General features: G+C 45.6%; 25 protein-coding genes. 16 read left to right on the top strand and 9 right to left on the bottom strand.

The genetic code is table 11. From position 1 onward, the window contains the following. Positions 1 to 10 precede the first annotated feature (10 nt). Both prfA and prmC read left to right on the top strand, forming a co-directional pair. Entirely contained in the window at positions 11 to 1,102 is a 1,092-nt protein-coding gene (gene prfA / locus L5M29_RS09615) for a peptide chain release factor 1 (RefSeq protein WP_131523734.1), read from the top strand. 2 nt (positions 1,103 to 1,104) lie between these two features. Beyond that, a complete protein-coding gene (gene prmC / locus L5M29_RS09610) occupies positions 1,105 to 1,953 on the top strand; it encodes a peptide chain release factor N(5)-glutamine methyltransferase (RefSeq protein WP_113939044.1) in 849 nt (282 codons plus the stop codon). Between the two features lie 135 nt (positions 1,954 to 2,088). On the opposite strand, the gene L5M29_RS09605 is transcribed toward prmC, so the two are convergent. Further along, complete coding sequence (locus L5M29_RS09605) at positions 2,089 to 2,502, bottom strand: GNAT family N-acetyltransferase (RefSeq protein ID WP_219255813.1); 414 nt, start codon at positions 2,500 to 2,502, stop codon at positions 2,089 to 2,091. A gap of 119 nt (positions 2,503 to 2,621) precedes the next feature. Here L5M29_RS09605 and L5M29_RS09600 point away from each other — a divergent pair, with 119 nt between their 5' ends. The 6 genes from L5M29_RS09600 (at position 2,622) to L5M29_RS09575 (ending at position 8,858) form a co-directional block, all read left to right on the top strand. Beyond that, positions 2,622 to 3,017, top strand: coding sequence for a SirB2 family protein (locus L5M29_RS09600; protein WP_263167584.1), 396 nt, complete (start codon positions 2,622 to 2,624; stop codon positions 3,015 to 3,017). Next, positions 3,017 to 3,805, top strand: coding sequence for a SirB1 family protein (locus L5M29_RS09595; RefSeq protein WP_113939759.1), 789 nt, complete (start codon positions 3,017 to 3,019; stop codon positions 3,803 to 3,805). The genes L5M29_RS09600 and L5M29_RS09595 overlap by 1 nt, the downstream gene beginning before the upstream one ends. Positions 3,806 to 3,961: 156 nt before the next feature. Further along, positions 3,962 to 5,209, top strand: coding sequence for a DUF819 domain-containing protein (locus L5M29_RS09590; RefSeq protein ID WP_105250145.1), 1,248 nt, complete (start codon positions 3,962 to 3,964; stop codon positions 5,207 to 5,209). A gap of 58 nt (positions 5,210 to 5,267) precedes the next feature. Next, positions 5,268 to 6,116, top strand: a complete 849-nt coding sequence (gene kdsA, locus L5M29_RS09585; RefSeq protein ID WP_105250144.1) for a 3-deoxy-8-phosphooctulonate synthase — start codon at positions 5,268 to 5,270, stop codon at positions 6,114 to 6,116. Positions 6,117 to 6,304: 188 nt separating this feature from the next. Beyond that, positions 6,305 to 7,177, top strand: a complete 873-nt coding sequence (locus L5M29_RS09580; RefSeq protein ID WP_263167581.1) for a DMT family transporter — start codon at positions 6,305 to 6,307, stop codon at positions 7,175 to 7,177. A gap of 160 nt (positions 7,178 to 7,337) precedes the next feature. Beyond that, positions 7,338 to 8,858, top strand: coding sequence for an EAL domain-containing protein (locus L5M29_RS09575; protein ID WP_263167579.1), 1,521 nt, complete (start codon positions 7,338 to 7,340; stop codon positions 8,856 to 8,858). A gap of 89 nt (positions 8,859 to 8,947) precedes the next feature. Here the strand turns inward: L5M29_RS09575 and L5M29_RS09570 are convergent, their stop codons facing one another. From L5M29_RS09570 to L5M29_RS09555, 4 genes are all read right to left on the bottom strand, one after another. Further along, a complete protein-coding gene (locus L5M29_RS09570; protein ID WP_263167578.1) occupies positions 8,948 to 10,261 on the bottom strand; it encodes an ammonium transporter in 1,314 nt (437 codons plus the stop codon). Continuing rightward, positions 10,258 to 10,596: a P-II family nitrogen regulator gene (locus L5M29_RS09565; RefSeq protein ID WP_105250140.1), complete on the bottom strand. Its 339-nt coding sequence runs from the start codon at positions 10,594 to 10,596 to the stop codon at positions 10,258 to 10,260. The genes L5M29_RS09570 and L5M29_RS09565 overlap by 4 nt, the downstream gene beginning before the upstream one ends. A 350-nt stretch (positions 10,597 to 10,946) precedes the next feature. Then, positions 10,947 to 11,903, bottom strand: a complete 957-nt coding sequence (locus L5M29_RS09560) for a ketopantoate reductase family protein (RefSeq protein ID WP_263167577.1) — start codon at positions 11,901 to 11,903, stop codon at positions 10,947 to 10,949. A 50-nt stretch (positions 11,904 to 11,953) separates the two neighbouring features. After that, on the bottom strand, positions 11,954 to 12,316 hold the full coding sequence (locus L5M29_RS09555; RefSeq protein ID WP_105250138.1) for a VanZ family protein: 363 nt from the start codon (positions 12,314 to 12,316) through the stop codon (positions 11,954 to 11,956). Positions 12,317 to 12,471: 155 nt separating this feature from the next. Here L5M29_RS09555 and L5M29_RS09550 point away from each other — a divergent pair, with 155 nt between their 5' ends. Further along, positions 12,472 to 12,957 carry a YajQ family cyclic di-GMP-binding protein gene (locus tag L5M29_RS09550; protein ID WP_006080274.1) on the top strand — a complete coding sequence of 162 codons (486 nt, stop codon included), beginning with the start codon at positions 12,472 to 12,474 and terminating at the stop codon, positions 12,955 to 12,957. 121 nt (positions 12,958 to 13,078) lie between these two features. Here the strand turns inward: L5M29_RS09550 and L5M29_RS09545 are convergent, their stop codons facing one another. From L5M29_RS09545 to L5M29_RS09530, 4 genes are all read right to left on the bottom strand, one after another. Then, entirely contained in the window at positions 13,079 to 14,494 is a 1,416-nt protein-coding gene (locus tag L5M29_RS09545; RefSeq protein ID WP_263167576.1) for an AmpG family muropeptide MFS transporter, read from the bottom strand. Positions 14,495 to 14,778: 284 nt separating this feature from the next. Next, positions 14,779 to 15,099 (bottom strand): hypothetical protein, encoded by a 321-nt coding sequence (locus tag L5M29_RS09540; RefSeq protein ID WP_028761869.1) that lies wholly within the window; start codon positions 15,097 to 15,099, stop codon positions 14,779 to 14,781. A gap of 73 nt (positions 15,100 to 15,172) precedes the next feature. Beyond that, a complete protein-coding gene (locus tag L5M29_RS09535) occupies positions 15,173 to 15,757 on the bottom strand; it encodes a peptidylprolyl isomerase (RefSeq protein WP_263167575.1) in 585 nt (194 codons plus the stop codon). Between the two features lie 29 nt (positions 15,758 to 15,786). Further along, positions 15,787 to 16,353: a YajG family lipoprotein gene (locus L5M29_RS09530; protein WP_105250136.1), complete on the bottom strand. Its 567-nt coding sequence runs from the start codon at positions 16,351 to 16,353 to the stop codon at positions 15,787 to 15,789. Between the two features lie 227 nt (positions 16,354 to 16,580). On the opposite strand from L5M29_RS09530, the gene L5M29_RS09525 reads away from it, so the two are divergent. The 7 genes from L5M29_RS09525 (at position 16,581) to hpt (ending at position 22,947) form a co-directional block, all read left to right on the top strand. Then, positions 16,581 to 17,105: a porin family protein gene (locus L5M29_RS09525; protein WP_411569041.1), complete on the top strand. Its 525-nt coding sequence runs from the start codon at positions 16,581 to 16,583 to the stop codon at positions 17,103 to 17,105. A 215-nt stretch (positions 17,106 to 17,320) separates the two neighbouring features. Continuing rightward, the gene (locus L5M29_RS09520) at positions 17,321 to 18,352 is read left to right on the top strand and encodes a DUF2804 domain-containing protein (RefSeq protein WP_263167572.1); all 1,032 of its coding nucleotides are present in this window, start codon (positions 17,321 to 17,323) and stop codon (positions 18,350 to 18,352) included. A gap of 143 nt (positions 18,353 to 18,495) precedes the next feature. After that, complete coding sequence (locus L5M29_RS09515; protein WP_263167570.1) at positions 18,496 to 19,362, top strand: sterol desaturase family protein; 867 nt, start codon at positions 18,496 to 18,498, stop codon at positions 19,360 to 19,362. A gap of 169 nt (positions 19,363 to 19,531) precedes the next feature. After that, positions 19,532 to 20,155 (top strand): hypothetical protein, encoded by a 624-nt coding sequence (locus L5M29_RS09510; protein WP_263167628.1) that lies wholly within the window; start codon positions 19,532 to 19,534, stop codon positions 20,153 to 20,155. Positions 20,156 to 20,353: 198 nt separating this feature from the next. Next, positions 20,354 to 21,748 carry a UDP-N-acetylmuramate:L-alanyl-gamma-D-glutamyl-meso-diaminopimelate ligase gene (mpl, locus tag L5M29_RS09505; RefSeq protein WP_263145309.1) on the top strand — a complete coding sequence of 465 codons (1,395 nt, stop codon included), beginning with the start codon at positions 20,354 to 20,356 and terminating at the stop codon, positions 21,746 to 21,748. A 1-nt stretch (position 21,749) separates the two neighbouring features. Next, a complete protein-coding gene (locus tag L5M29_RS09500; protein WP_212599735.1) occupies positions 21,750 to 22,409 on the top strand; it encodes a flavin prenyltransferase UbiX in 660 nt (219 codons plus the stop codon). A gap of 7 nt (positions 22,410 to 22,416) precedes the next feature. Continuing rightward, entirely contained in the window at positions 22,417 to 22,947 is a 531-nt protein-coding gene (gene hpt, locus L5M29_RS09495; RefSeq protein ID WP_028761726.1) for a hypoxanthine phosphoribosyltransferase, read from the top strand. The last annotated feature ends 67 nt before the right edge of the window (positions 22,948 to 23,014 follow it).

The raw sequence follows: 23,014 nt of genomic DNA, 5'->3' as shown, positions 1-23,014 counted from the left end.
AGCGAGTTAAATGAAGGAATCCGTTATCCGCAAGCTGGAAGGCTTGCTCGAGCGCAATGAAGAAGTCATGGCTTTGCTGGGTGATGCTAGCGTCATTTCTGATCAAGACAGGTTTCGTGCGTTATCGAAAGAATATGCCCAGTTAGAAGACGTTGTTGCTGGCTTTAAAGCCTATCAGCAAGCGCAGGCCGATCTCGATTCTGCCAAAGAAATGCTGGAAGAAGACGATGCTGAAATGCGTGAAATGGCGCAGGAAGAGATGAAAGCCGCTAAGGCCAAACTCGAGCAGCTCGAAGACGAATTGCAAATTCTATTATTGCCAAAAGATCCTGACGACGATAAAAACGCCTTCGTTGAGATCCGCGCTGGTGCTGGCGGCGATGAAGCGGCTATTTTCGCCGGTGATTTATTCCGCATGTACAGCCGTTATGCTGAAGCAAATCGCTGGCAGATCGAAATCATGAGCTGTAACGAAGGCGAACATGGTGGCTTCAAAGAAGTGATCATGAAGGTCAGTGGTGACGGCGTATACGGCAAACTTAAGTTTGAATCCGGCGGCCACCGTGTACAGCGTGTGCCAGAAACCGAATCCCAAGGACGTGTGCATACTTCAGCGGTTACTGTTGTGGTACTTCACGAAGTGCCTGAAGCGGAAGCGATTTCAATCAACCCAGCCGATCTGAAAGTTGATACCTATCGTTCATCGGGCGCGGGTGGTCAGCACGTTAACAAAACTGACTCAGCTATTCGAATCACCCATATTCCTACTGGGATCGTGGTGGAATGCCAAGATCAACGTTCGCAACACAAGAACCGTGCCCAAGCCATGAGTGTACTGGCCGCACGTATTCAAGCTGTTGAAGACGAAAAACGCCGCAGCGCCGAAGAATCGACCCGTCGTAGTCTGGTTGCCAGTGGCGATCGCTCCGAACGTGTACGTACTTACAACTTCCCGCAAGGCCGCGTGAGCGAACACCGCATCAACTTGACCTTATATCGCTTGAACGAAGTGATGGAAGGCGATCTCGATGCTATTTTATTGCCTCTGATGCAAGAGCATCAAGCCGATCAGTTAGCCGCACTGGCTGACGAGCAGGGGTAATTTTGTCAGATCAATCTAGCATAGCCGAAGCCCTGCAATGGGCTTATGTGCAGTTAGCATCAACCTCTGAATCCGCTCATTTGGATGCAGAGGTTTTGTTGTTATATTGCCTCAATAAAAGCCGCAGCTATTTGTATACTTGGCCTGAAAAATCCCTAACGGTTGAACAGTGGAAACGCTTCCAGCAAATGGTACAGAAACGCCAAAAAGGCGTACCTGTGGCACATATTGTCGGTGAGCGCGAATTTTGGTCGTTGCCTTTTATCGTCAACGACACCACTTTGATCCCGCGTCCTGATACTGAAATTTTGGTCGAAACCGCCTTGAACATGCCGCTTTCCACCTACGCCAAAGTGCTCGATTTAGGCACTGGCACTGGGGCAATTGCGCTGGCGTTGGCGTCTGAGCGTGAGTCATGGCAAATCACCGCGGTCGATAAAGTCGATGATGCCGTGGCTTTGGCTATCGCGAACCGCGAGAACTTAAAGCTGCCACAGGTCGAAATTCTCCAGAGTGACTGGTTCAGTGCCGTAAAGTCGCGGGACTTTGATTTAATCGTCTCAAATCCGCCCTATATTGATGAAGCTGACGAACACTTACACCAAGGTGACGTGCGTTTCGAGCCCCAAAGCGCGTTAACCGCCGCCGAGGAAGGCTTTGCCGATCTTTATTATATTGCCAACACTGCCCGAGATTACTTAAAGCCTAACGGCTATATCCTGCTCGAACATGGTTTTGAGCAGGCTGTGAAACTCAGAGCTAAGCTTATTGAACTGGGCTATGAGAATGTCGCCACAGTGCGAGACTTTGGCAGTAATGACAGATGCACTATGGGCAAATGGGCGGAGTAATAACTCTGCTTTAAGTGAAGATATTTACCCAGTTATACCGATTTATCGAACGCCATTGGTTATTGCCAATGGCGTTTTTGTTTTCGATAGGGCGACCTTAAGTTGGTGTAAGGTGAAGATCCTAAACCTTAAACATCACAACACTTTTACCATAAAAAATTTACTGCCGGTTTCTGGATAGGCTTGTTGTATCCACTGCACGCGATAGTCGTGGCGCTCATAAAAGGGCTTAGCTTGAAAATCTAAGGTATCGAGTAGGGCAAATTGGCAGCCGCGCTCCTTTGCTTGGCTTTCTGCGGCTAATAATAAGCGCGTGCCGATACTTTGGTGTCTTAAAGAATCATTGACCCACAGATAGTCGATTAACAACCAATTGCCGAAGGTTTTACCGCTGATCCCTGCTAACAGTTTACCTTCGGAGTCCTGTAGTTTGAGTCCGAGATTTTTACGGCTAAGCCCCTGCCATTGGACTTGGTTGAACTCGACAATTTTTTGTTTTACAGCGTCGGCGAACTCGGTTGATTCATCATTAATTAAGCTTAAATTCATCGTCACTTCTCGTTTGATTTTTTATGATGTTAGCTCTGAATATCTAGGCTGATAGGCATTGGTATGCCGCCAAGGATTAGGGTAAACTAGCGCCTTTGTCACTGGCCATAAGTATCGTAATGGAAACTTTTTACAGTCTATATCCTGCGGTTAAACATCTGCATTTTACCTTTATCGCGTTGAGCGTGTTACTGCTTAGCGTGCGCTTTGTCCTGCATCTTCGCCAATCGGCTCTGATGGAGAAGAAGCTGCTCAAGATAGCGCCCCATGTTATCGACACTTTCCTACTGCTGTCGGGCTTAACTTTGTGTTTTATGATCCAGCAATTTCCTTTTGTGGATCCTTGGATGACCGAAAAAATCGGTGCTGTAGTTGCTTACATTGTCCTAGGCGCCATTGCCATAAAAGCGAATAGAAACAAATTGTTCAAAGTGTTTGCTTACTTAGGCGCGATAGGTTGGTTGGTTTATGCTGCTAAATTGGCTCATTTTAAACAAGCGGTATTATTGGGTTAATGGGTAACTACACTCTGCAAGATGGCATTTCATTGCCCGAGTCGGCATTGGATGTAGGTGCGCACCTTGGATTTTCTAAACTTGAAGCCGCTAAATGGGCTTGGTTTGAAATGGCGGGAGCCGTATTAAGTCATTACTTGGTTGATCAACAACAGCGTTTTAATGCGCTGTTGCATTGGTTTTACGAGGATTTAGGTTTTTGTGTTCGTGAGAACTACTTCAGTACAGAGGCGGCAGATTTAGGTACTTGCTTAATTAGTCGCCAAGGTAATAGTACAACGCTGGCGACGGTATTGATGTTGCTGGCAAAGCAGTTAGATCTTGAACTCGACCCCATATTGCTACCTGGCAATACAGTGCTGCGTTGTAAGATTGGCGGTGAAGTGAGTTATTTGGATCCTTTAACGGGCAAGGAACTCACCCGTCACCAGTTGCACGTGTTAGTGCGCGGCGAGTTAGGTAATGCTGCTGAACTTAAGGCAAGTTACTTAAAGCCTGCAACGGTGAAAAAACTGCTGACGCGTATGCTGCATGAGCTTAAGGCGGGTTGCATAGTGTCGCATCAATTTGAGGCAGCGATGGAGTGTTGCAGTCTGCTGTTGCAATGGCATGTTGACGATGTGCATTTGAATCGTGAGCGGGCGTTTATTGCACAGCAGTTGGGTTGTATTAATGTGGCCGCCGCCGATCTGCAGCATTTTGTTGATAATAGTCCTCACGATCCCGTGATCGAGATAGTGAAGATGCAGCTCAAAGAATTAAACGAACACGCCGAGGTTTATCACTAAAGCAGAGCCTTTCGGGGCTCTTCTTATTTATTCAACTTTTATTAACGAATTCAATCCGCAAAAATAATAACACTGGGCAGATGGAAGTTTGACCCAGGGACTTAAAAGTTAAGTCTCTAATAAAAATAATAACTGTATCGACAGGGAGAAATTAGCATGACAAGCACGGCTTTAGTGACGAACGATGCCACGGCGTTAGGAATACTCGCGACAATTCTAGGTTTTGTATTTTATACCAGTAGCAGTAGTCATCCTTTTTGGCAGAAGTTTTATCGTTTTATTCCCGCCCTTTTATTGTGCTATTTCTTGCCATCGTTATTGAATACCTTTGGGGTAATCGATGGTAATACCTCACAACTGTATTTTGTTGCATCCCGTTATTTGCTGCCAGCTTGTTTAGTCTTATTGATTTTAAGTGTTGATTTAAAAGCCATTTTAAGTTTAGGGCCGAAAGCTTTGATCATGTTTTTAACCGGCACTGTCGGTATCGTTATCGGCGGCCCTATCGCCTTGTTGCTGGTGTCGGTTATTGAACCTTCTTTAATTGGGGTCGATGGCCCCGATGCGGTATGGCGTGGTATGACGACCTTAGCGGGGAGCTGGATTGGTGGCGGCGCAAACCAAGCTGCAATGAAAGAAATTTATGACGTGGGCGGTAATATTTTCTCTGTGATGGTGACAGTCGATGTGATAGTCGCCAATATTTGGATGGCAGTGCTGCTGTTCCTAGCCTCAAAAGCGAAAGAGATCGATGCTAAAACCGGTGCGGATACTTCTGCTATTGAAGCGTTAAAAGATAAAGTTGAAAAGTATCACGCTGAAAATGCACGCATTCCTAATCTGCGCGATCTTATGCTGATTGTCGCTGTAGGCTTTGGTATCACAGGTATTGCTCATATCGCCGCTGATTTTCTGGGGCCATTTTTTGAAGTGAACTATCCTTGGACCGCAGATTACAGTTTAACCTCTAAATTTTTCTGGCTAGTGGTGATAGTCACAACGATTGGTTTGGCGATGTCATTCAGCCCAGTGCGTCATTTAGAGGCGGCGGGGGCATCAAAAGTGGCTTCAGCCTTCCTTTACATCTTAGTTGCGACCATTGGTCTACATATGGATGTGAGTAAGGTGCTCGATACGCCATTGTACTTTTTAATTGGTATTGTGTGGATGATCGTTCACGCAAGCTTTATGTTACTGGTGGCTAAGCTGATTAAAGCCCCGTTATTTTATATGGCCGTAGGCAGCCAAGCGAATGTGGGTGGCGCTGCGTCAGCCCCTGTAGTTGCGGCGGCATTTCACCCCGCTTTAGCACCCGTGGGCGTACTGTTAGCCGTATTAGGTTATGCGTTAGGAACCTATATGGCATGGATTTGTGGTCAAATTTTACAGTTAGTTGCGGTATAACCGCCTTAGCTCCTATTCACCGCTGGGAAAGGTACCAGCATTTTAGAGAGAAGTTGCGATGAGTAATAAAATCATAAACCTAGGTTCAATCGAGATTGCCAACGATAAACCTTTCGTGTTGTTTGGTGGCATGAACGTGCTTGAGTCTCGCGATCTCGCTATGTCGATTGCTGAAACCTACGCCGAAGTGACTCAAAAGCTGGGGATCCCTTATATATTTAAGGCGTCTTTTGATAAGGCGAATCGTTCTTCGATCAACTCTTACCGCGGTCCAGGTATGGAGGAAGGCTTAAAGATTTTTGAAGAGATTAAAAAGACCTTTAATTTACCTTTGATCACCGATGTGCATGAAGTGCATCAGTGTGCGCCAGTGGCAGAAGTAGTTGATATTATTCAGTTACCTGCATTTCTAGCACGCCAGACAGATTTGGTTGTCGCGATGGCAAAAACTGGCGCTATCATCAATGTGAAAAAGCCACAGTTTTTAGCACCACATGAAATGCGCCATATCATCACTAAGTTTAACGAAGCGGGTAATGACGAGATCATCCTGTGTGAACGTGGTTCAAGCTTTGGATATAACAACTTAGTCGTTGATATGTTGGGTATGGACGAGATGAAGCAATCTGGCTATCCGGTGATTTTCGATGCGACCCATGCGCTGCAACGCCCTGGTGGTCGTGCCGATTCAGCGGGCGGACGTCGTGCACAGGCGACCGAGTTAGCGCGCAGTGGTATGGCGCTGGGTTTAGCGGGTCTATTCATTGAGGCGCACCCCGATCCTGATAACGCTAAGTGTGATGGCCCATGTGCGCTGCCTTTGCATCAGTTAGAAAATTATCTGAAGCAAATGAAAGCGATCGACGATTTGGTTAAATCCTTCGAGCCAATCGATACCAGTAAGTAATCGCAAGCTAAGACTTAATGAATTAGTGACTTAATCCTAAAGCCTCGACTCGTTCGGGGCTTTTGTTTTTCAGTCGAGGAATGTGATTGGTATAGCCCCGTAGCTATCTGAAACATTAATGTTTTATGATGGGCTTTGCCTAACAATCTTGTTTTTATAGCCGACCAGATTCTTTACGGAATACCTTTATGTGGATCTTACTCACTTTGCTGGCGGCATTTATGCAGGCTTGGCGTAATGCGTTTCAAAGCCAGCTGAGTAAAGAAGTGAGTGTTGCGGGCGTGACCTTAGCGCGTTTTATTTGGGCTGGGCCGATTGCCGCCGTGTATCTGGCGAGCTTATATCTTTGGCAGGATGTCGGAATCCCCGATTTTAGCGATCGTTCTATCGGTTTTATTCTCGGAGCATCGGCGATGCAAATCCTCGCGACGGGCTTGATGGTGAAATTGTTCAAGCAACAGAACTTTGCCGTTGGTGCTGGGCTAGCCAAGAGTGAAGCTGTGGTCGCGGCTGTGTTAGGCACAGTGTTTTTTGGGACGCATTTATCCCTTTTAGGTTGGTCGGGAGTGTTGTTGGGTGGTGTGGCAATTTTTCTCATGAGTGCCAAGCAAGGCCTGCGAAGCTTGTCGCTCAATACGGTATTGATTGGTTTGGCTTGCGGTACTTCGTTTGCGCTGACATCGCTTTGGGTACGAGAAGCGAGTTTATGTTTGAATGTGGGTTTCCCCCATAGCGCAGCTTGGGTGTTGCTATTTGTGATAGGCCTACAAACTTTGCTGTTAGTCAGTTATTTGTTGCTTAAGGATAAATTTACGCTGATAGCATTATGGCAACGACCTAAGTTGACTTTACTGACAAGCATCGCCAGTTGTTTAGGTTCTATCGGTTGGTTTAGTGCTATGTCGTTGCAGGCTGTGCCCTATGTTAAAACTTTAGGTCAAGTTGAAGTTTTCTTTATGATCTTGATTGCCACCTTTTGGCTGAAGGAAAAAGTAAAGATAAAAGATATGCTAGGGTTAGTCTTAATCGCTATCGCCGCCATTTTGGTGATGTGGGAATAGACTAAATTAATAGAAGGTATGCTGGTTTTTTAGACTAAAATAGAACTCGATTCAGTGTGTTTATATCAAGCAAACATTCGCTGAGATACAAATATACACACGTCTTGCTCCATAGATTTTGATACCATTTTTAACCGAGCGCTGTGCGAGTTAAGGATATATGCGAAAAAAGTTAGCAAAATTAAATCTGTCATTATGGCAATGGCTGGCAGTCATATTGTTTCCAATTGGAATTGCTGCTGCCGCAAGTTATCTCTCTGCACAGTATTTTGTTGAAGATAAAGTCAAAGGTGTGGGGGCTATTTATGTGAGTCATATTGATACTTTGGTGTCCCATGCTAATGAAATCAGCCATTATGCATTGGCATTGAAGGATTCTGAGTGTCAAGAGTTATACAACTATATGTTGTTCCAACCTTACTTTCGCTCGGCTTTAATATATGATTCACAACATGTTTATTGCTCATCTAAAACTGGTGATATTGATACTCCCCTGAGCATTGTTAGTGCTACCGAAAATCTTGAAATATCTAACCAGTTTATTATTACGGGCACGCCTTTTATGCCTGAGGTGCCCGCGATAGTGTCATCTAAATGGGACCCTAAATCTAAACACGGCGCTGCTGTCATTATAGAAGGACAATATTTATTAGATTCCTTTGTACAGCCCGATGTGTTTCCTAGCGCAGTTATCAATGTCGCTTTATCCATCAATGGTAAAACGATTCCTGAATCACTCGAGTTTATCAAAAATGAGGTAATGACTTTAGATTCTGAGGATCATCGTTTTTCGGTGTTACTAGAAATGTCACCTGCTTTTTTTAGGCATTTTTTTTGGATATTTTTTGCCATCTCATTACCCTTTAGCATTATTTTGATTACGGGTTCTATCTTGTTTGTGCTCTATTCACGGTTATCTCGTCACTCCCTTGCTGATGATATTCGTAGCGGGATAGAGAACGAAGAGTTCTTTTTGGTTTATCAACCTGTGATCTGTGCTGAGGACGGCAAGGCCAAAGGAGTCGAGGCATTAGTGCGTTGGCAGCACCCACAAATGGGCTTAGTACGGCCTGATTTGTTTATTCCTATCGCCGAAGAGAGCAAGCTGATTGTTCCATTGACCAATTATATCTTCGAAAAGGCATTAAAAGATTTTGCTAATATGAAGGTTGAATCGGGCTTTAGAGTCGCGTTCAACGTGGCGCCAGAGCATTTTACCCAAAATGATATCGAGTCGAAATTTATTCATCTGCGGGATTCTTTGGATCGTATTGGCGTTAAGCCTTTAATCGAAATCACCGAACGGCAATTATTAACGCCGGATATTTGCCAGCGCATTGAAAGCTTACGCCAGTTGGGGATTTTAGTGGCTATCGATGACTTTGGTACTGGGCAAACAACCTTATCTTTGTTACAAACCATGCCATTAGATTACTTGAAAATCGATAAATGCTTCATCGATACCATAGGGCAGGATTCCGTGACTTCCCACGTGCTCGATACCATTATTGAGCTCTCCCATAAGATGAATTATGTGGTGGTGGCTGAAGGGGTTGAAACCCAGGAGCAGGCAGATTATTTGACCAGTCGCCAAGTCCATTTTTTACAAGGTTATCTCTTTGCTAAGCCGATGAAGTTGGCGGATTTAAAGTTATGGTTAGTCGAGCATTTTAAAAAGTAGCATCATGATGTAAGTCTGCCATAAGGGCGCCTTGGTACCCTTATGGCTATTCAACTGTCTTAACTAAAGGTTCTGGCTCGAGGTTCTGATTAAAGGCTATAACCCGTTTCTTCGTGTTCCGATAAATCTAAGCCGTTAACTTCTTGTTCTGTGCTGACGCGAAGGCCGCCAAGTAGCTTACGGATGATCACAAACAGCAACCAAGTGACCACCGCAGTATAAGTGAATGTCGCCGCAACCCCGATAATCTGTACCCCAAGTTGGTCTATCATAGTGTCGTTCACTGCCGCAAAACCGTAGCCGCTAAAGACGCCTAATTGGGTCGAACTAAATACTCCTGCCAAAAGGGTACCGAGAATACCGCCGATACCGTGTACGGGGAAAACGTCTAAGGAGTCATCGATTTTAAGTTTCTGTTTGATATAAACCGTTGAGTAAAAACACACGATTCCACCGAGTAAACCTATGACTAAGGCGCCTGCTGGGCCAACATAACCAGAGGCGGGAGTGATAGTGCCTAAGCCCGCTACCATGCCTGTGACTATGCCAAGGGCGCTGGGTTTACCAAACTTAATCCACTCAATTGCCGCCCATGTTATCGCGCCCATAGAAGCGGCGAGATGAGTGGCTAGAATCGCCATGGCTGCGGTGCCGTTAGCGCCTAGCGCACTGCCGCCGTTAAAACCGAACCAACCCACCCACAGCATGCCCGCACCTGTGACAGTCATCGTCAGGTTGTGCGGCATAATCGCCGAGTTTAAAAATCCTTTGCGTGGACCTAGCACTTTAGCGGCCACGAGTGCAGCAACCCCTGCGGTGATATGCACCACGGTTCCGCCCGCGAAATCATACAGTCCTAGCTGTGCTAACCAGCCACCGCCCCAAACCCAGTGGGTGATCGGCGCATAAACCAGTAATAACCAAGCACCTGAAAAGATAAGCACAGCTGAAAACTTCATTCGCTCGGCAAAACCACCGATGATTAAAGCTGGCGTTATGATGGCAAAGGTCATTTGAAATAGCATAAACAGCGGCTCGGGAATATCCCCGCTAAGACTATCGCGACCAATACCTGACAGTAGTGCTTTGTCTAAGCCACCGATGAGACTGTTACCTGTGTCGAATGCGAGTGAATAACCTAGCCCGAACCATAAAACTGACACTAGGGCGGCAATAGAGAAGCATTGCATCAATATTGAAAGCACGTTTTTACTGCGAACTAAACCGCCGTAAAATAAGGCTAATCCTGGCAGGGTCATCAACAACACTAATGCGGATGAGCTTAAGATCCACGCCGTATTTGCAGCGCTAAATTGACCATCATCGGCGACGGCGTTCGTCGTCAATATACTGAATAATATCAATAGGGATTTAATACTGAATCTGAAGCTCGCTAGCATCATAGGGCATCAACTCCTTCTTCCGAAGTGCGAATGCGCACCACTTGTTCTAACGAAGTCACAAAGATTTTGCCATCACCCACTTTGCCCGTATGGGCTGCAGCAATAATGGCATCAATAACGGCATCTTCTTGATCGGAATGAATGGCAACTTCGAGTTTAATCTTAGGTAAAAAGTCCACTGCATATTCAGCACCACGATACAATTCCGTATGGCCCTTTTGGCGGCCAAAACCGCGTACTTCAGTGACTGTCATGCCATGGACGCTGAGCTGAGTTAAGGCTTCACGTACATCGTCTAATTTGAACGGTTTAATGATTGCGGTGACCAGTTTCAATTTTCTCTCCAACAAGCTGTAGACTCAATTTATTGGAATAAAGCAGGAATTAGGCCATATAGATAAAGCATTTATTATCATTGCGTTAACATTAAAACGCACCGAAATAGCTTAAAATTTTGGTGCAAAACAGTGCAAAGCAAAGTTAATCTGCCCTGATTTGGTGCGTATTGTTGGTGCAAGGTAAATTTGCTTGACTAGCATGAGTGCAGCAAAAGCCGAGTGAGTATGGCGCTAGGGTAATTCGCGTTTTAATGTGGTAAATAAAAAGTGAGGATTCAGCAAAAAATTAAAAATTATTTAAATTAAACATACTGTTATATTTGGTTTTGTTATGTGAGTTTTCTTGCTTAAGCTTCTAGCTGTTTGACGCGCGCCCAGAGGTCAGCATTAACTGGCGCACTTAAACCGTGCGCTCGTGCACGCTCACAGATATAACCATTAATTTGGTCTATCTCAGTTCGTCTTTGGTGTGCAATATCTTGGTGCATCGATGAGAAATTCCCCGCAGTGAGGCGGATCACCTGATAGACCCTGTCGTGTAACAATTGTTTATCGAGAGGCACGCCCTCGAGTGTGGAAACCGTGACTAACTCATCGAGAATACCCTTAATCATTTCACTAAAATCTGGCTCAGCTAGTTTGCCATTGGGGCATTGATATAGCGCCGTGAGCGGATTGATGGCGGCATTGACTGCGAGTTTTTGCCACAGGCAAGGTACAATCGCATCGACCCATTCACTGCCCGGAATGGCAGCCAGCAAAGCATTGCGATAATGCTCAGTGAGCTCTGTACCTGCAAAATGCCCAAATTGAGTTAGCCCTTGTCCCGTTTGCCTAATTTGCCAACTGGCTTGACGTAACACCCCTTGAGAAGTTGTCCCTAGGCTTAACCCTCTGCTATCAGCTTGCGCATCAATTAGCGGCGCTAGGGCTAAATGAGGTCCCATTCCATTGTGTAACAACAAAATATGGCATTGTCTGGGCAGTTGGTTAAGTAAGGGCAAAAGTGCATCGAGCACTTGATAGGCTTTGACGCAGACAATCACGAGGCGGATATTATCGAGCGCATTGGCCGTCAAGATAGGCACAGAATACTGGAGTGCGTGTGTTTTCTGTTGATTATCATTGGCCGGCGCTAATGGAGTGACGCTAAGTGTCTGCTGTATAGATGCAATTGAATCGCGGCCGATAAGACCAACACCCATGCCCGCTGTAGTCAGTTGGTGGCAAATAAGCTGCCCAACGGCACCAGCACCTAAAATCGCAATATCCACCACGCGATTTATGTTCACAGCATGAGTCATATCTGTAGCCTTAAGGTATCGGTCATCAGTACCAGTTTGAAGCGCCTGAGTTAATCTTCTCGCAATTGCGCTGCGCGGAAGTATTTGCCATAGGCCCAATTGCAAAAGTAAAACAGTGCAATACCCGAAAAGTCGGCAATAACGTCACCCACAGAAGCGCTACGGTAGGGCAAACGTGATTGCACTAACTCAATTAAAATGGCATAGCTTGCCAGTGTGAGAGATAACCAATACCACTTAGGTTTGAAAGCAAGATAGGTGAGATAGGAGAGGCAAAAAAAGCTCCCAAGATGGCCTACCTTGTCGATATTCGGAATACTTTGCGAATAGGTTGGTCTGGAAAATACCAGATAACTGATCACGACAAAGGCTACGGCTAAAGCCAGCTTAAATAGGGTGTTTTTAGTTATCACAAATATGTTTGTATTAGCTTAGAGTGGGGCAATGATAGGAAAATGTGTGGCTAAAGTCACCCATGATTACGCTTTTATTCTAGGCTTTACCTTCAACTTAGGCCTGTGTGTGGGTAAACTAGCTGCATATTAATTTGATATGGGACATAAAAACTATGCCTTCAATGGATATTGTGTCAGAAGTGAATGAAGTTGAACTGCGTAATGCGGTTGATAATACTAAGCGTGAGCTGGCGACACGTTTCGATTTTCGCGGTAAAACGGCTGACGTGGAATATAAGGACCATGTGGTCACGTTAACCGCTGAAGATGACTTCCAATGCCAACAATTAGTGGACATTTTACGTATGCAACTGAGCAAACGTAATGTGGATCCGTCTTCGATGGAAGTCGATGAGAAAGCCATCCACAGCGGTAAAACCTTCTCCCTAAAAGTGAAGTTTAAAGAAGGTATAGAAACCTTAATTGCTAAAAAACTGGTCAAGCTAATTAAAGACAGCAAACTTAAAGTGCAAGCGTCTATTCAGGGCGAGAAAGTACGAGTTACAGGTAAAAAACGTGACGATTTACAAGCTGTCATGGCGTTGGCACGTGAGTCTGAGTTAGGCCAGCCTTTCCAATTTGATAACTTTAAAGATTAATCGAGCAGAATTGGTTTAACGTGATGCAGTATCGCGTTTGCCATTTCGTCTTTAAATGTAAAAGCCCTCACACTAAGGTGTGAGGGCTTTTTTATATTGATGACATAAGTGCTATGAGACCTTAATCCGATTTTGTTGGTGCACTTTTTGACGAATCATCCATTAATGATGTGCTTGGATGCGGCGCATACTTGTTGACTAAGACAACCAAAAACAACACCGGAAAGCCAATAACACTGGCGGCGACAAAGAAGTTCACATAGCCAAATGCGTCGACATAAGCGCCCGAGAAGCCCGCGATAAATTTAGGGAAAAGCAACATAATCGAAGACAGTAAGGCATATTGCGTTGCACTGTAGCCGTTGCTAGTGAGACTCGAGAGATAGGCAATAAATGCCGCCGTGGCTATCCCAGCGCTGAAGTTATCCACGGAAATCGCAAAGGTTAAAAAGGGCACGTTGTAGCCAATCACTGCCTGCCACGCGAATAGCAGATTGGTTACGGCAACCAGTAAGGCACCGAGGAAAAGGATTTTCATAGTTCCGAAGCGAGCTAACAGAACGCCGCCAAAGGCTGCGCCGACTAAGGTCATGATCAGACCATAGATTTTACTCAAATAGGCAATTTCTTCCTTAGTGAATCCCATGTCCACATAAAAGACGTTCGCCATAATCCCCATCACAATATCCGAGATCCGGTAGCAAGAAATCAGTAATAAGATGAGGATAGCGCTGCGGCCATAGCGTTTGAAAAAGTCGATAAAGGGTAAAATACTGGCCGTATATACCCAAGATATGCCCGCTGCGATAATTCTTGGATAACGGGCACTTAAGCGTTGTTTTAGCGCTAATTCAGTGGCATCGGCGGCGCGGGTATCGACTTCGGGTTCGCGGCTAAAAAGCGTGGTCAAAATCCCAACAGACATCAATCCTGCCATAATCAGGTAAGAAGTTTGCCATGCCACTAAGTTGTATTCTGTGTTACCGGGTTCAACCCAAGCCGCTATGGTGAGTGCGCCTGCGGTGGCGATAATCATGGCGCTGCGATAACCCACTTGATAGGCCGCTGCTAGTGCGGCTTGCATCTTTTCTGGGGCTGATTCAATCCGAAAGGCATCAATAACAATATCTTGGGTGGCTGAGGCAAAGGCGACCATTAACGCGTACAGTGCCAAGCGCTCGAGATCTTTGAGAGGGTCACTAAAAGACATGCCTAAGATGGCACCAACCAATAACAACTGAGCGAACAGCATCCAGCTACGGCGGCGGCCTAGAAATCGAGTTAGCAGCGGCAATGAAAGCCGATCGACTAAGGGTGACCAAGCCCATTTAAACGCATAGGCTAAGGCTATCCAGCTGAAATAACCGATTGAAGTGCGATCAACACCAGCTTCACGCAACCAAAAGGATAACGTTGAAAATACCAGCATTAATGGTAGACCAGCAGAAAAACCCAGTAATAACAGGATCAAAACCCGCTTGTGATAATAGACACTGAGGGCATCGAGTGTACGTTGAATAAAACCTTTTGCGGACATAGGCATGAGTCTAAGTGTTTAATCCGCTTAGCTTACGGGTAAGGTGCCATAGGGTTCAAGGGCTAATGGTATTCCTTTTACTTTGGAGTCCCGTTTAGCACTATAAGATGGTTGAATATGGCTCGAGAGTTAACTGCTTGTAGCTAAAAGTTTACCGCTTATCTTTATCGCTAGCATAGATCTTGATAGTAAGGAGAGCGTAATAATGTACACACGAGGAATTGGTTTACGAAATAAAAAAGGCCCTATTACAGGGCCATTTTTTATCGATAGGAATGCTGAACTTAAGGTCTTATCCCGATGCATCCCTGCGGCACTCGGCCGCCTAAACTCAGGTAGTCACAGCAATCATTTACTTGCTTACGCAGATATTGATTACCGCGGATCACACAGTCAGGCCACCTGTTAAAGCTGTGGAGCAAGTGCCAAAACACTTTTTCAGTTTCAGTTTGCGCTTCGCCAGTCGAATTCAGTTGCTGCCATTCTTCTAACGTGTCCCATAAGTAAAGTTGCACTTCATGGAAGTCGAGTTCTTCACTCAAAAACGCTTTTCCATAGAAGGCGAGTTGGGGCGCTTTATTATCGATGAACTCAGTTGCCGTCATCGTTTGCCTCCTTTCTGTTTACTATCACAGTATAGATGCAAAATTAGCGCTTTTGCTCGAAATTATATTTTGATTACTGTTTTGGTAATAATTTGGCTTTTTTCAATATGATAGGGGTAACAGGAACATCGGGCCAATTGAGCTTAGTGTTAGTCCCTGTCTCAACGACAGCCATAGCTTCGAGGACGGTTTTACCTTCAATCACTTCACCAAATACGGCATAACCCCAACGACGTTTAGAGGGATCGAGTTTAGTGTTGTCGGCTACGTTAAAGTAGAACTGACGAGTGGCTGAGTGCGGCTCGTTTTCACGAGCCATGGCGATAGTGCCCATGCTATTTGTTAGGCCATTTCCTGATTCGTTGACTATCGGCTTACCTTCGGGCAGCTCTTCATACTTGGGGGTGATTCCGCCGCCTTGCACCACAAAGTCACTGATCACGCGGTGAAATATTGTGTTGTCGTATTCGCCTTTAACGACATGAGTTAAAAAGTTATCGACAGTGATTGGTGCACGAGTTCTATCTAGCTCGACCACTATTTTGCCTAAGCTAGTATCAAATTCGACTCTGGGATACAAGGTATCGGCCTGAATGTCGAGTGCGAGGCTATGATGACTCATAAAGATGAGTAAGAGGGCTGATATCCAACGGAGCATATTGATTTCCTTATAATAAACTGACGCTGTTATTTTTGTAGAAACTGATTAAGCTCAGGATCGTTTAGAATCTCGCCGGTAAGTTGGCCGAGCAATTTGTTCATATCCAGTTCTAAGGTTGCAAAATCGGGCGTTAAAGGACCTTTTAAAGTGCCTTTGGCTTTATAGCGTTTTACCAGCTCTTGGGTGGAATTTTTGGCTTGAACTGCGATTAACACACTGTGTTTTGCCTCATAGCCAAAGGTCTTTTTAGTGATATCCATTTGCAATTCTTCTAATTGAATTTGCACTGAATTAGTTGCGCTTGGGTCGATTTGGTAGCCCGCTTGAGCAAAACCTGCGCGGAATACTTCATCGAGTAACAGTTTAGGCGGTTCGCTCGGGCCAACTAAACGTGTTTTTGTCCCTTCTTCAATAAAACGAGCAACATAATCGACTGTGCGTGTATCTACCGTTTCAAGAGCGATAGGTACAAGTTGCGCCGTTTGTTGGCTGATATTGGGCACTTGAGGGCTGAAAGCCATATGAGTCGGATTTTGGCTGGCACAGCCCGCGAACAGCAGGGGGAAAGTCAAGGTCAGTAATAGCCGTTTCATGGGATCTCTCGTACAAGTAAAAGTGGCTACAGCATACCAGAAATCACTTTTGATGCCACAGAACACCGTGATTCAGTTGAGGTACAGCTTTTATTGCTAATATCTTGTGCTCATTATTCACATCCGTGTTTTCTGTGCATTCACATCATTTATTCGCATAGTTACAAGGCATGGAAGGCAGGTTAAATATGGAAAAAATATCATTCACTTCGTTATTTGTTGGCCTGATGCTGGCGTCAGGCCTGATGAGCTCCAATGCGCTCGCGGGCGATTCTGCCCATATACTGGGTGGTAGTTTAGGTTACGGTACCCAAGAATTTGAAACTAAGAACGGTAAATATGATGCGGGTGACACATTAACCAGCGACTTATATTACCGCTATATGCTCAACGAGCATTTTGGGTTTGAGGCGGGTTATTTAGCGGGTTCAGGTGGGGTGGCGAGTGCGCTTGTTAGCGTCATCAGTGAGATAAAAGATTTACGTTACCAAGGTGTTATAACCGCCGCTTACGCTGAATATGCTTTGTCTCGTGGTAACAGCCTGTATGCCAAATTAGGCGCTGCTTACACTCAAGTCAGCTATGAGATAGATAAACAAGATATGGACTCGGATGATGTCGGTTTTTATGGCGCTGCAGGCTGGCAATATCGATTTAAGTCAGGATTCGGTTTGAATTTGGAATACCAATATATCCCGATGAAAGAGCTTGAATTACAGGGGATCAACTTTGGTATTAGCTACCGATTCTAATCTTTCCTTATCCAACGATTAAAGCGCCTTTAGGCGCTTTAATCGTTTTACAAACAAGGAATTTAAAACATTAAACCGAATACTGGCTGGCAACAAAATGACAACATTTTGTCCTTGCACTCTTTTAATGCAATGGGGGACAGGTTAGAGTAAAAATTCGATGTTTAGAATGAGAGAGCATAGATGCTCCCGCGTCCTTTTTGTAAGGCTTAGTCATGTTAACGATAGCAACGCAAATCGCCCCAGATAACTTGATCAATCCGAAGGGGTTACCCCATTTTGGTCATTTCGATGGCATAGTCAAAACCTTAGGTTTAGCGGACTTTGCCTATTTCGATACTATGGATAAACCTGCTTCAGCGTGGGCTAAGCATTTCGATTATAAACAATTTCAGTTTGTCTCTTTGGTCACGCCGCGTTATGTCCTAGGCATCGCGCTTGCCGATATTGCCTACGTCGGCAGTGCTTTTTGTTATTTATACGATATAAAAACCAACACACTCACCCAGCTTGATTGGCTAAAACCTTTGAGGTTTGGCTATCAAATGACGCCATCGCCAGCCGAGGGCCGAAGTAGTATTGGCCGTAAAGGGGCGCAGTTAAGCTTTGAGATTGTAGAGGGCGGTTGGCGGTTAATGATTGATACTAAAAACATTCAAGCCGATGTGACTTTACACTCAGCCCCCTTAAGTTTGCCTATGGCTATGTGTAGTCCTACTGGATACAACGGCTGGACTTACACACAAAAGCATAATGGTTTGACCGTTAAAGGTAGTTTGACTGTGGGTCATGAGCCGCAGCCGCTGAATCAAGCTTTAGCAGGCTATGACTTTTCAGCGGGTTACATGCGCCGTGATACCAGTTGGCGCTGGGCGTCAATTAACGCGCGGATCCATGAGGGCATTATGGGGCTTAATTTAGCGGCGGGTGTTAATGAAACTGGGGCTACTGAAAATGTCTTTTGGATTAATGGCGAGCGTCATTTACTCGGGCCAGTGCAATTTGAGTTTGATCGCCATGCCACGCTCGGCGCCGAGGTTTGGCGAGTCTACAGTCAAAATGGCCAAGTGGATTTGCAGTTTGCGGCGCGCAATTGTCGCAGTGAAAAGCGTAATTTGCTCTTGCTTAAGAGTAATTTCCGCCAATTCATCGGTCATTTCAGTGGCACGATTACCGATAATCAAGGGCATAGTTACCAGTTAAATAATGTTCTGGGACTCGCCGAAGATCACTATGCTCGCTGGTAACCTAATGCGGGTCGTCAAACGCGACTAACCGGCCGCGGTTGTCTGTGTTGTGGCGTTTAATGCGGTTTATAAAATTCGCTCAGAATCGATATAAAAAACACTAAAAATAATCATAAAACAACAAGAGAACAGGACGACCTTATATGGATATCGCCTCGCTGATCCAGCACCCCGAAGTGTTACTGCTCGTACTCGCGCCGTTGTTTTTCGTGTGTATTTTGCTGGAATGGTATTTTGGCGATAAAAGACAAAAGCTACCGTTAACTGCACGTTATCGCGGCCAAGAAGTACTGTGTAATTTCAGCCTTGCGGCCATGCATCAAGGTGCCGATCTACTCACTGGCTTGTTGATCGCTAAGCTGTATCTGGCGATGTTTGGTTGGAAGTTATTCGATATTGAAATGGGCCCATTAAGCTTTATTGCCTTGATGGTTGCGCAGGATTTTTGTTACTACTGGTTCCACAGGGCGAGCCACAGAGTGCGTTGGATGTGGGCGGCTCACGTGGTGCACCACAGCTCTGAGAATATGAATTTTAGCACGGCGTTTCGCCAGAGTTTAATGTATCCGTTTGCGGGCATGTGGGTGTTTTGGTTGCCGCTGGTGGTCATAGGTTTCGACCCAAACTGGGTGGTGTTTGTGGTATTACTCAATCTAGGATTGCAATTTTTTGTGCATACCCAAGCGATTAAATCACTCGGACCGCTGGAATGGGTCTTTAATACTCCATCGCATCACAGGGTGCACCACGGTCGTAATCCCCAATATATAGATAAAAACTATGCTGGCGTGCTGATTATTTGGGACAAGCTGTTTGGCACTTTTGAGCCCGAGGTAGAGACTGTTATTTACGGTATCACTAAGCCTGTGAATAGTTTCAATCCCTTTAAAGTGACTTTTAGTGAATGGCGAGACATGTTTGCTGAGGTTACTGCGGCAGGCTTGAGTGTTAAACAACGCTTACGTATCTTGTTTGCTCCGCCTAACAGCAGTTTAAAAAGCGAGGAATAACAATCCACTGCATTTTCCAAGTTAAATAGCGCAAATGGCTAATAGAGTCTTGAATTTAGCCTTGCTAGCCTATATTCCGTTTTTTGCCACTGTTTTGGTGTAAAAATGTACAATCCCATACTTTGGTGGTACTTTTTGGGATAAGGAATTTAACTTGGGAGGACTTATCATGATGGATGAACCTCGATTATCCGCGGAGGAGCTTGCTTGTTTTAGCGAACTTTTTTCGCCGACTCGTGTGGGCACTGCCTTGACTAACGATCCCCTAGTCAATCACGTGCTCACAGTCACAACTGAAGTGCCGCAAGTTATTGCCTCGATTCTCGGCAAGGCAAAACTCACTTTATTGGCCGAAGTTGGACCCTATAAACTCTGGTTTCCGCTACTGATGAATGTGGATGACTTTGGACAGTTTCAACCCACTTTAGGTGTGCCTGAAGTGCTAGATGCCTCGGGAGTGGAGCGCAGTTGGCGGTTAACTCAAGCCGATGATGTGTGGATATTTGACCACGATCAAGGTGAGCAATGGTCTGTTGCCTCGTTATCCAGTTCTGGCATGGCCATCCGTCCTAAATCACAGCAGCAATTTAAGCAATTGTTAGGCAGTAAAGACTTGCAATTACAATTGCCCAATGGCGAGACTATGCGCGTCGATATCGAGCCTATTCGTAGCGAGAAAGGTCTGGCCTTCGTTAAGTTTCAGGCCGAAACCGAAGAGCGTGAAGCCTTACGTCAATTCTTATTTAGTCGTCACCGTAGCCAGCACGCTCAGCTCTACCGTGACTTACGTTAGGACCTCCATTGCGACAGTTTTCGGCCTTGTGTTAGTTGACCTGTTATCTAAAAATCTCAGTTCTGCAGCTCAAATGTGAAATCTACGGATTTAAAAACTGTCATTTGCGATTGCAGTGCTTTTCACCGATTGTTACCTGCCAATCTGTCGCCCGATGGATTAGAATGGCGGTGAATTCAACACATCAGAGCGAGCGGTATGCACGTACATATTTTAGGGATTTGTGGAACCTTCATGGGTGGTCTAGCGTTATTGGCTAGGGCCAAAGGGCACAGAGTGACGGGCTCGGATGCCAATGTCTATCCTCCAATGAGCACGCAACTAGAGGACCAAGGCATTGAGCTTATTCAAGGTTTTGATCCCAGCCAGCTGGGTGAAGCAGGGCATTATCCTGACTTAGTTGTGATTGGTAATGCCATGAGCCGGGGTAATCCTTGTGTGGAAGCCGTGTTGAACATTGGCATCCCTTATACTTCTGGCCCGCAGTTTTTAGCCGATCATATTTTGCCTGAGCGTTGGGTGCTGGCAGTGTCTGGTACTCACGGTAAAACCTCGACATCTAGCATGTTAGCCTGGATTTTAGATGATTGTGGTTATGAGCCTGGGTTCTTAATCGGTGGCGTACCGCAAAACTTTGGTGTGTCGGCACGTTTAGGCAAGACCGCTTTCTTTGTCGTTGAGGCCGACGAATACGACAGTGCCTTTTTCGATAAACGTTCGAAATTCGTGCATTATCATCCGCGTACCTTAGTGATCAACAATCTTGAGTTTGATCATGCCGATATTTTTGCCGATCTGGCTGCTATTCAAAAACAGTTTAACCACTTAGTTCGCACCGTTCCAGGTGAAGGCAAGATCATTTGGCCCGCCGATTCCCATGCTGTTAAGCAAACGATTGATATGGGTTGTTGGAGTGAGCAAGAAACCTATCATTTAGCCGAATCGACCAGCGGTTGGTATGGCAAAGCGTTAAGTGATGATTGCCATCGCTTTGAAGTGTTTTTTGATGGTGAGTCTCAAGGCATTCTCGAATGGGATTTGATTGGTCAACACAATATTGAAAACGCCATAATGGCTATTGCTGCCGCACGCCACGTGGGCGTTAAGCCGAGTGCTGCAATTGAAGCTTTAGCTAAGTTTATGCCACCTAAGCGTCGACTAGAATTACTCGGAACCGTTAACGGTGTGAGCGTATATGACGATTTTGCCCACCATCCGACGGCCATTGCGACCACGTTAAAAGGTATGCGGGCTAAGGTTGGGCAGAGCAAAATTACTGTGGTACTTGAGCCGCGCTCAAATACCATGAAGAGCGGTGTCCATAAAGACACTTTAGCTTTTTCTATGATGCAAGCCGACGAAGCCTTTTTATATCAAGCCGATACCATCGACTGGAATATGAAAGAAGCCATGGAAGCGGCGGTGATCCCTGTGACTGTGTTACATCAAATTGATGATGTGGTCGCGAAAGTCGCAGCAACCGCCAAAGCAGGCGACACCATAGTGGTGATGAGTAACGGCGGTTTTGGTGGGTTACATAAGAAGCTGCTGGCCGCATTAGAACAGGCTTCAACTGTAGAGCAGGTTAGCTAAGATGGCCTACGCAAAGTCGACTAAGGCGATTAGCTTAGCTTGGACAGGTGCCTCGGGTGCACCCTATGGGCTTAAGTTACTCGAGTGTCTATTGGTATCGGGTTATCAAGTGTTTTTGATGATCTCCAGTGCCGCTCGAGTGGTATTGGCGACGGAACACGGCTTACAGTTAAGCGCCAACGGTGACAAAGCCCATGCCCAGCTGTTGGCTTTGCTGCACGAAAAAGGCGTGATTATTGCTGGCGAGTTAGTGGTATTAGGCAAAGATGAGTGGTTTTCGCCGCCTGCATCGGGTAGCGCTGCACCTAAACAAATGGTGATTTGCCCTTGCTCGACGGGGACGTTAGCGGCTGTAGCCACTGGAATGAGTAATAATTTACTCGAACGCGCCGCCGATGTGGTGATTAAAGAGCGCGGTCAGCTTATCCTAGTACCGAGGGAAACTCCTTTTAGTGCCATACACTTAGAGCATATGTTAAGCCTTTCTCGCCTCGGCGCGACCATTATGCCCGCTGCACCCGGTTTTTATCACAATCCCAAATCGGTAGAAGATCTGGTAGACTTTATGGTCGCTCGAATTCTCGATCATTTGGGCGTTGACCATGCATTAACGAGTCGCTGGGGTTATGACAAACAGTCTAACCGCGACCTCGACAATTGAGACTTATATGAAACACACCACCGAAGTGATGATCTCTGCTGAAGAGATAAGCCAGAAATTGGATCAAATGGCCGAGCTAATCAATGCCCATTATGCCCACAGTGAACGTCTGCTGATGGTAGGCTTGTTAAAAGGCTCAGTGGTCTTTATGGCTGACCTGTGTCGCCGCATTAAAGGGCATGTTGAAATCGATTTTATGTCGGTTTCCAGTTATGGCAATACTATGACCAGCTCACGGGATGTGAAAGTGCTGAAAGATGTGCAATCAGATATCGCCGGTCGCGATGTATTGATTGTGGAAGACTTGATTGACTCAGGTAACACCTTAAGCAAAGTGCGCGAGATGTTGTTACTGCGGGAGCCTAAGAGTCTTGCACTGTGCACCCTGTTGGATAAACCTGAGCGTCGTGAAGTGGATGTGAAGGTCGATTTTATCGGTTTTACTATCCCTGATGAGTTTATCGTAGGTTATGGTATTGATTATGCCGAGCAGTATCGCAATCTACCTTATATCGCCAAAGTCGTACCACTCGATTAAGTGTCCGATACAGTTTAAAACTCCCGCAACAGGCGGGAGTTTTGCTTTTTGCGGCAATATAAAAAGC

The organism is Shewanella sp. SM95, from assembly GCF_025653595.1.
Lineage (GTDB): Bacteria > Pseudomonadota > Gammaproteobacteria > Enterobacterales > Shewanellaceae > Shewanella > Shewanella oncorhynchi.
This window is presented reverse-complemented; position numbering and strand designations above follow the sequence as displayed.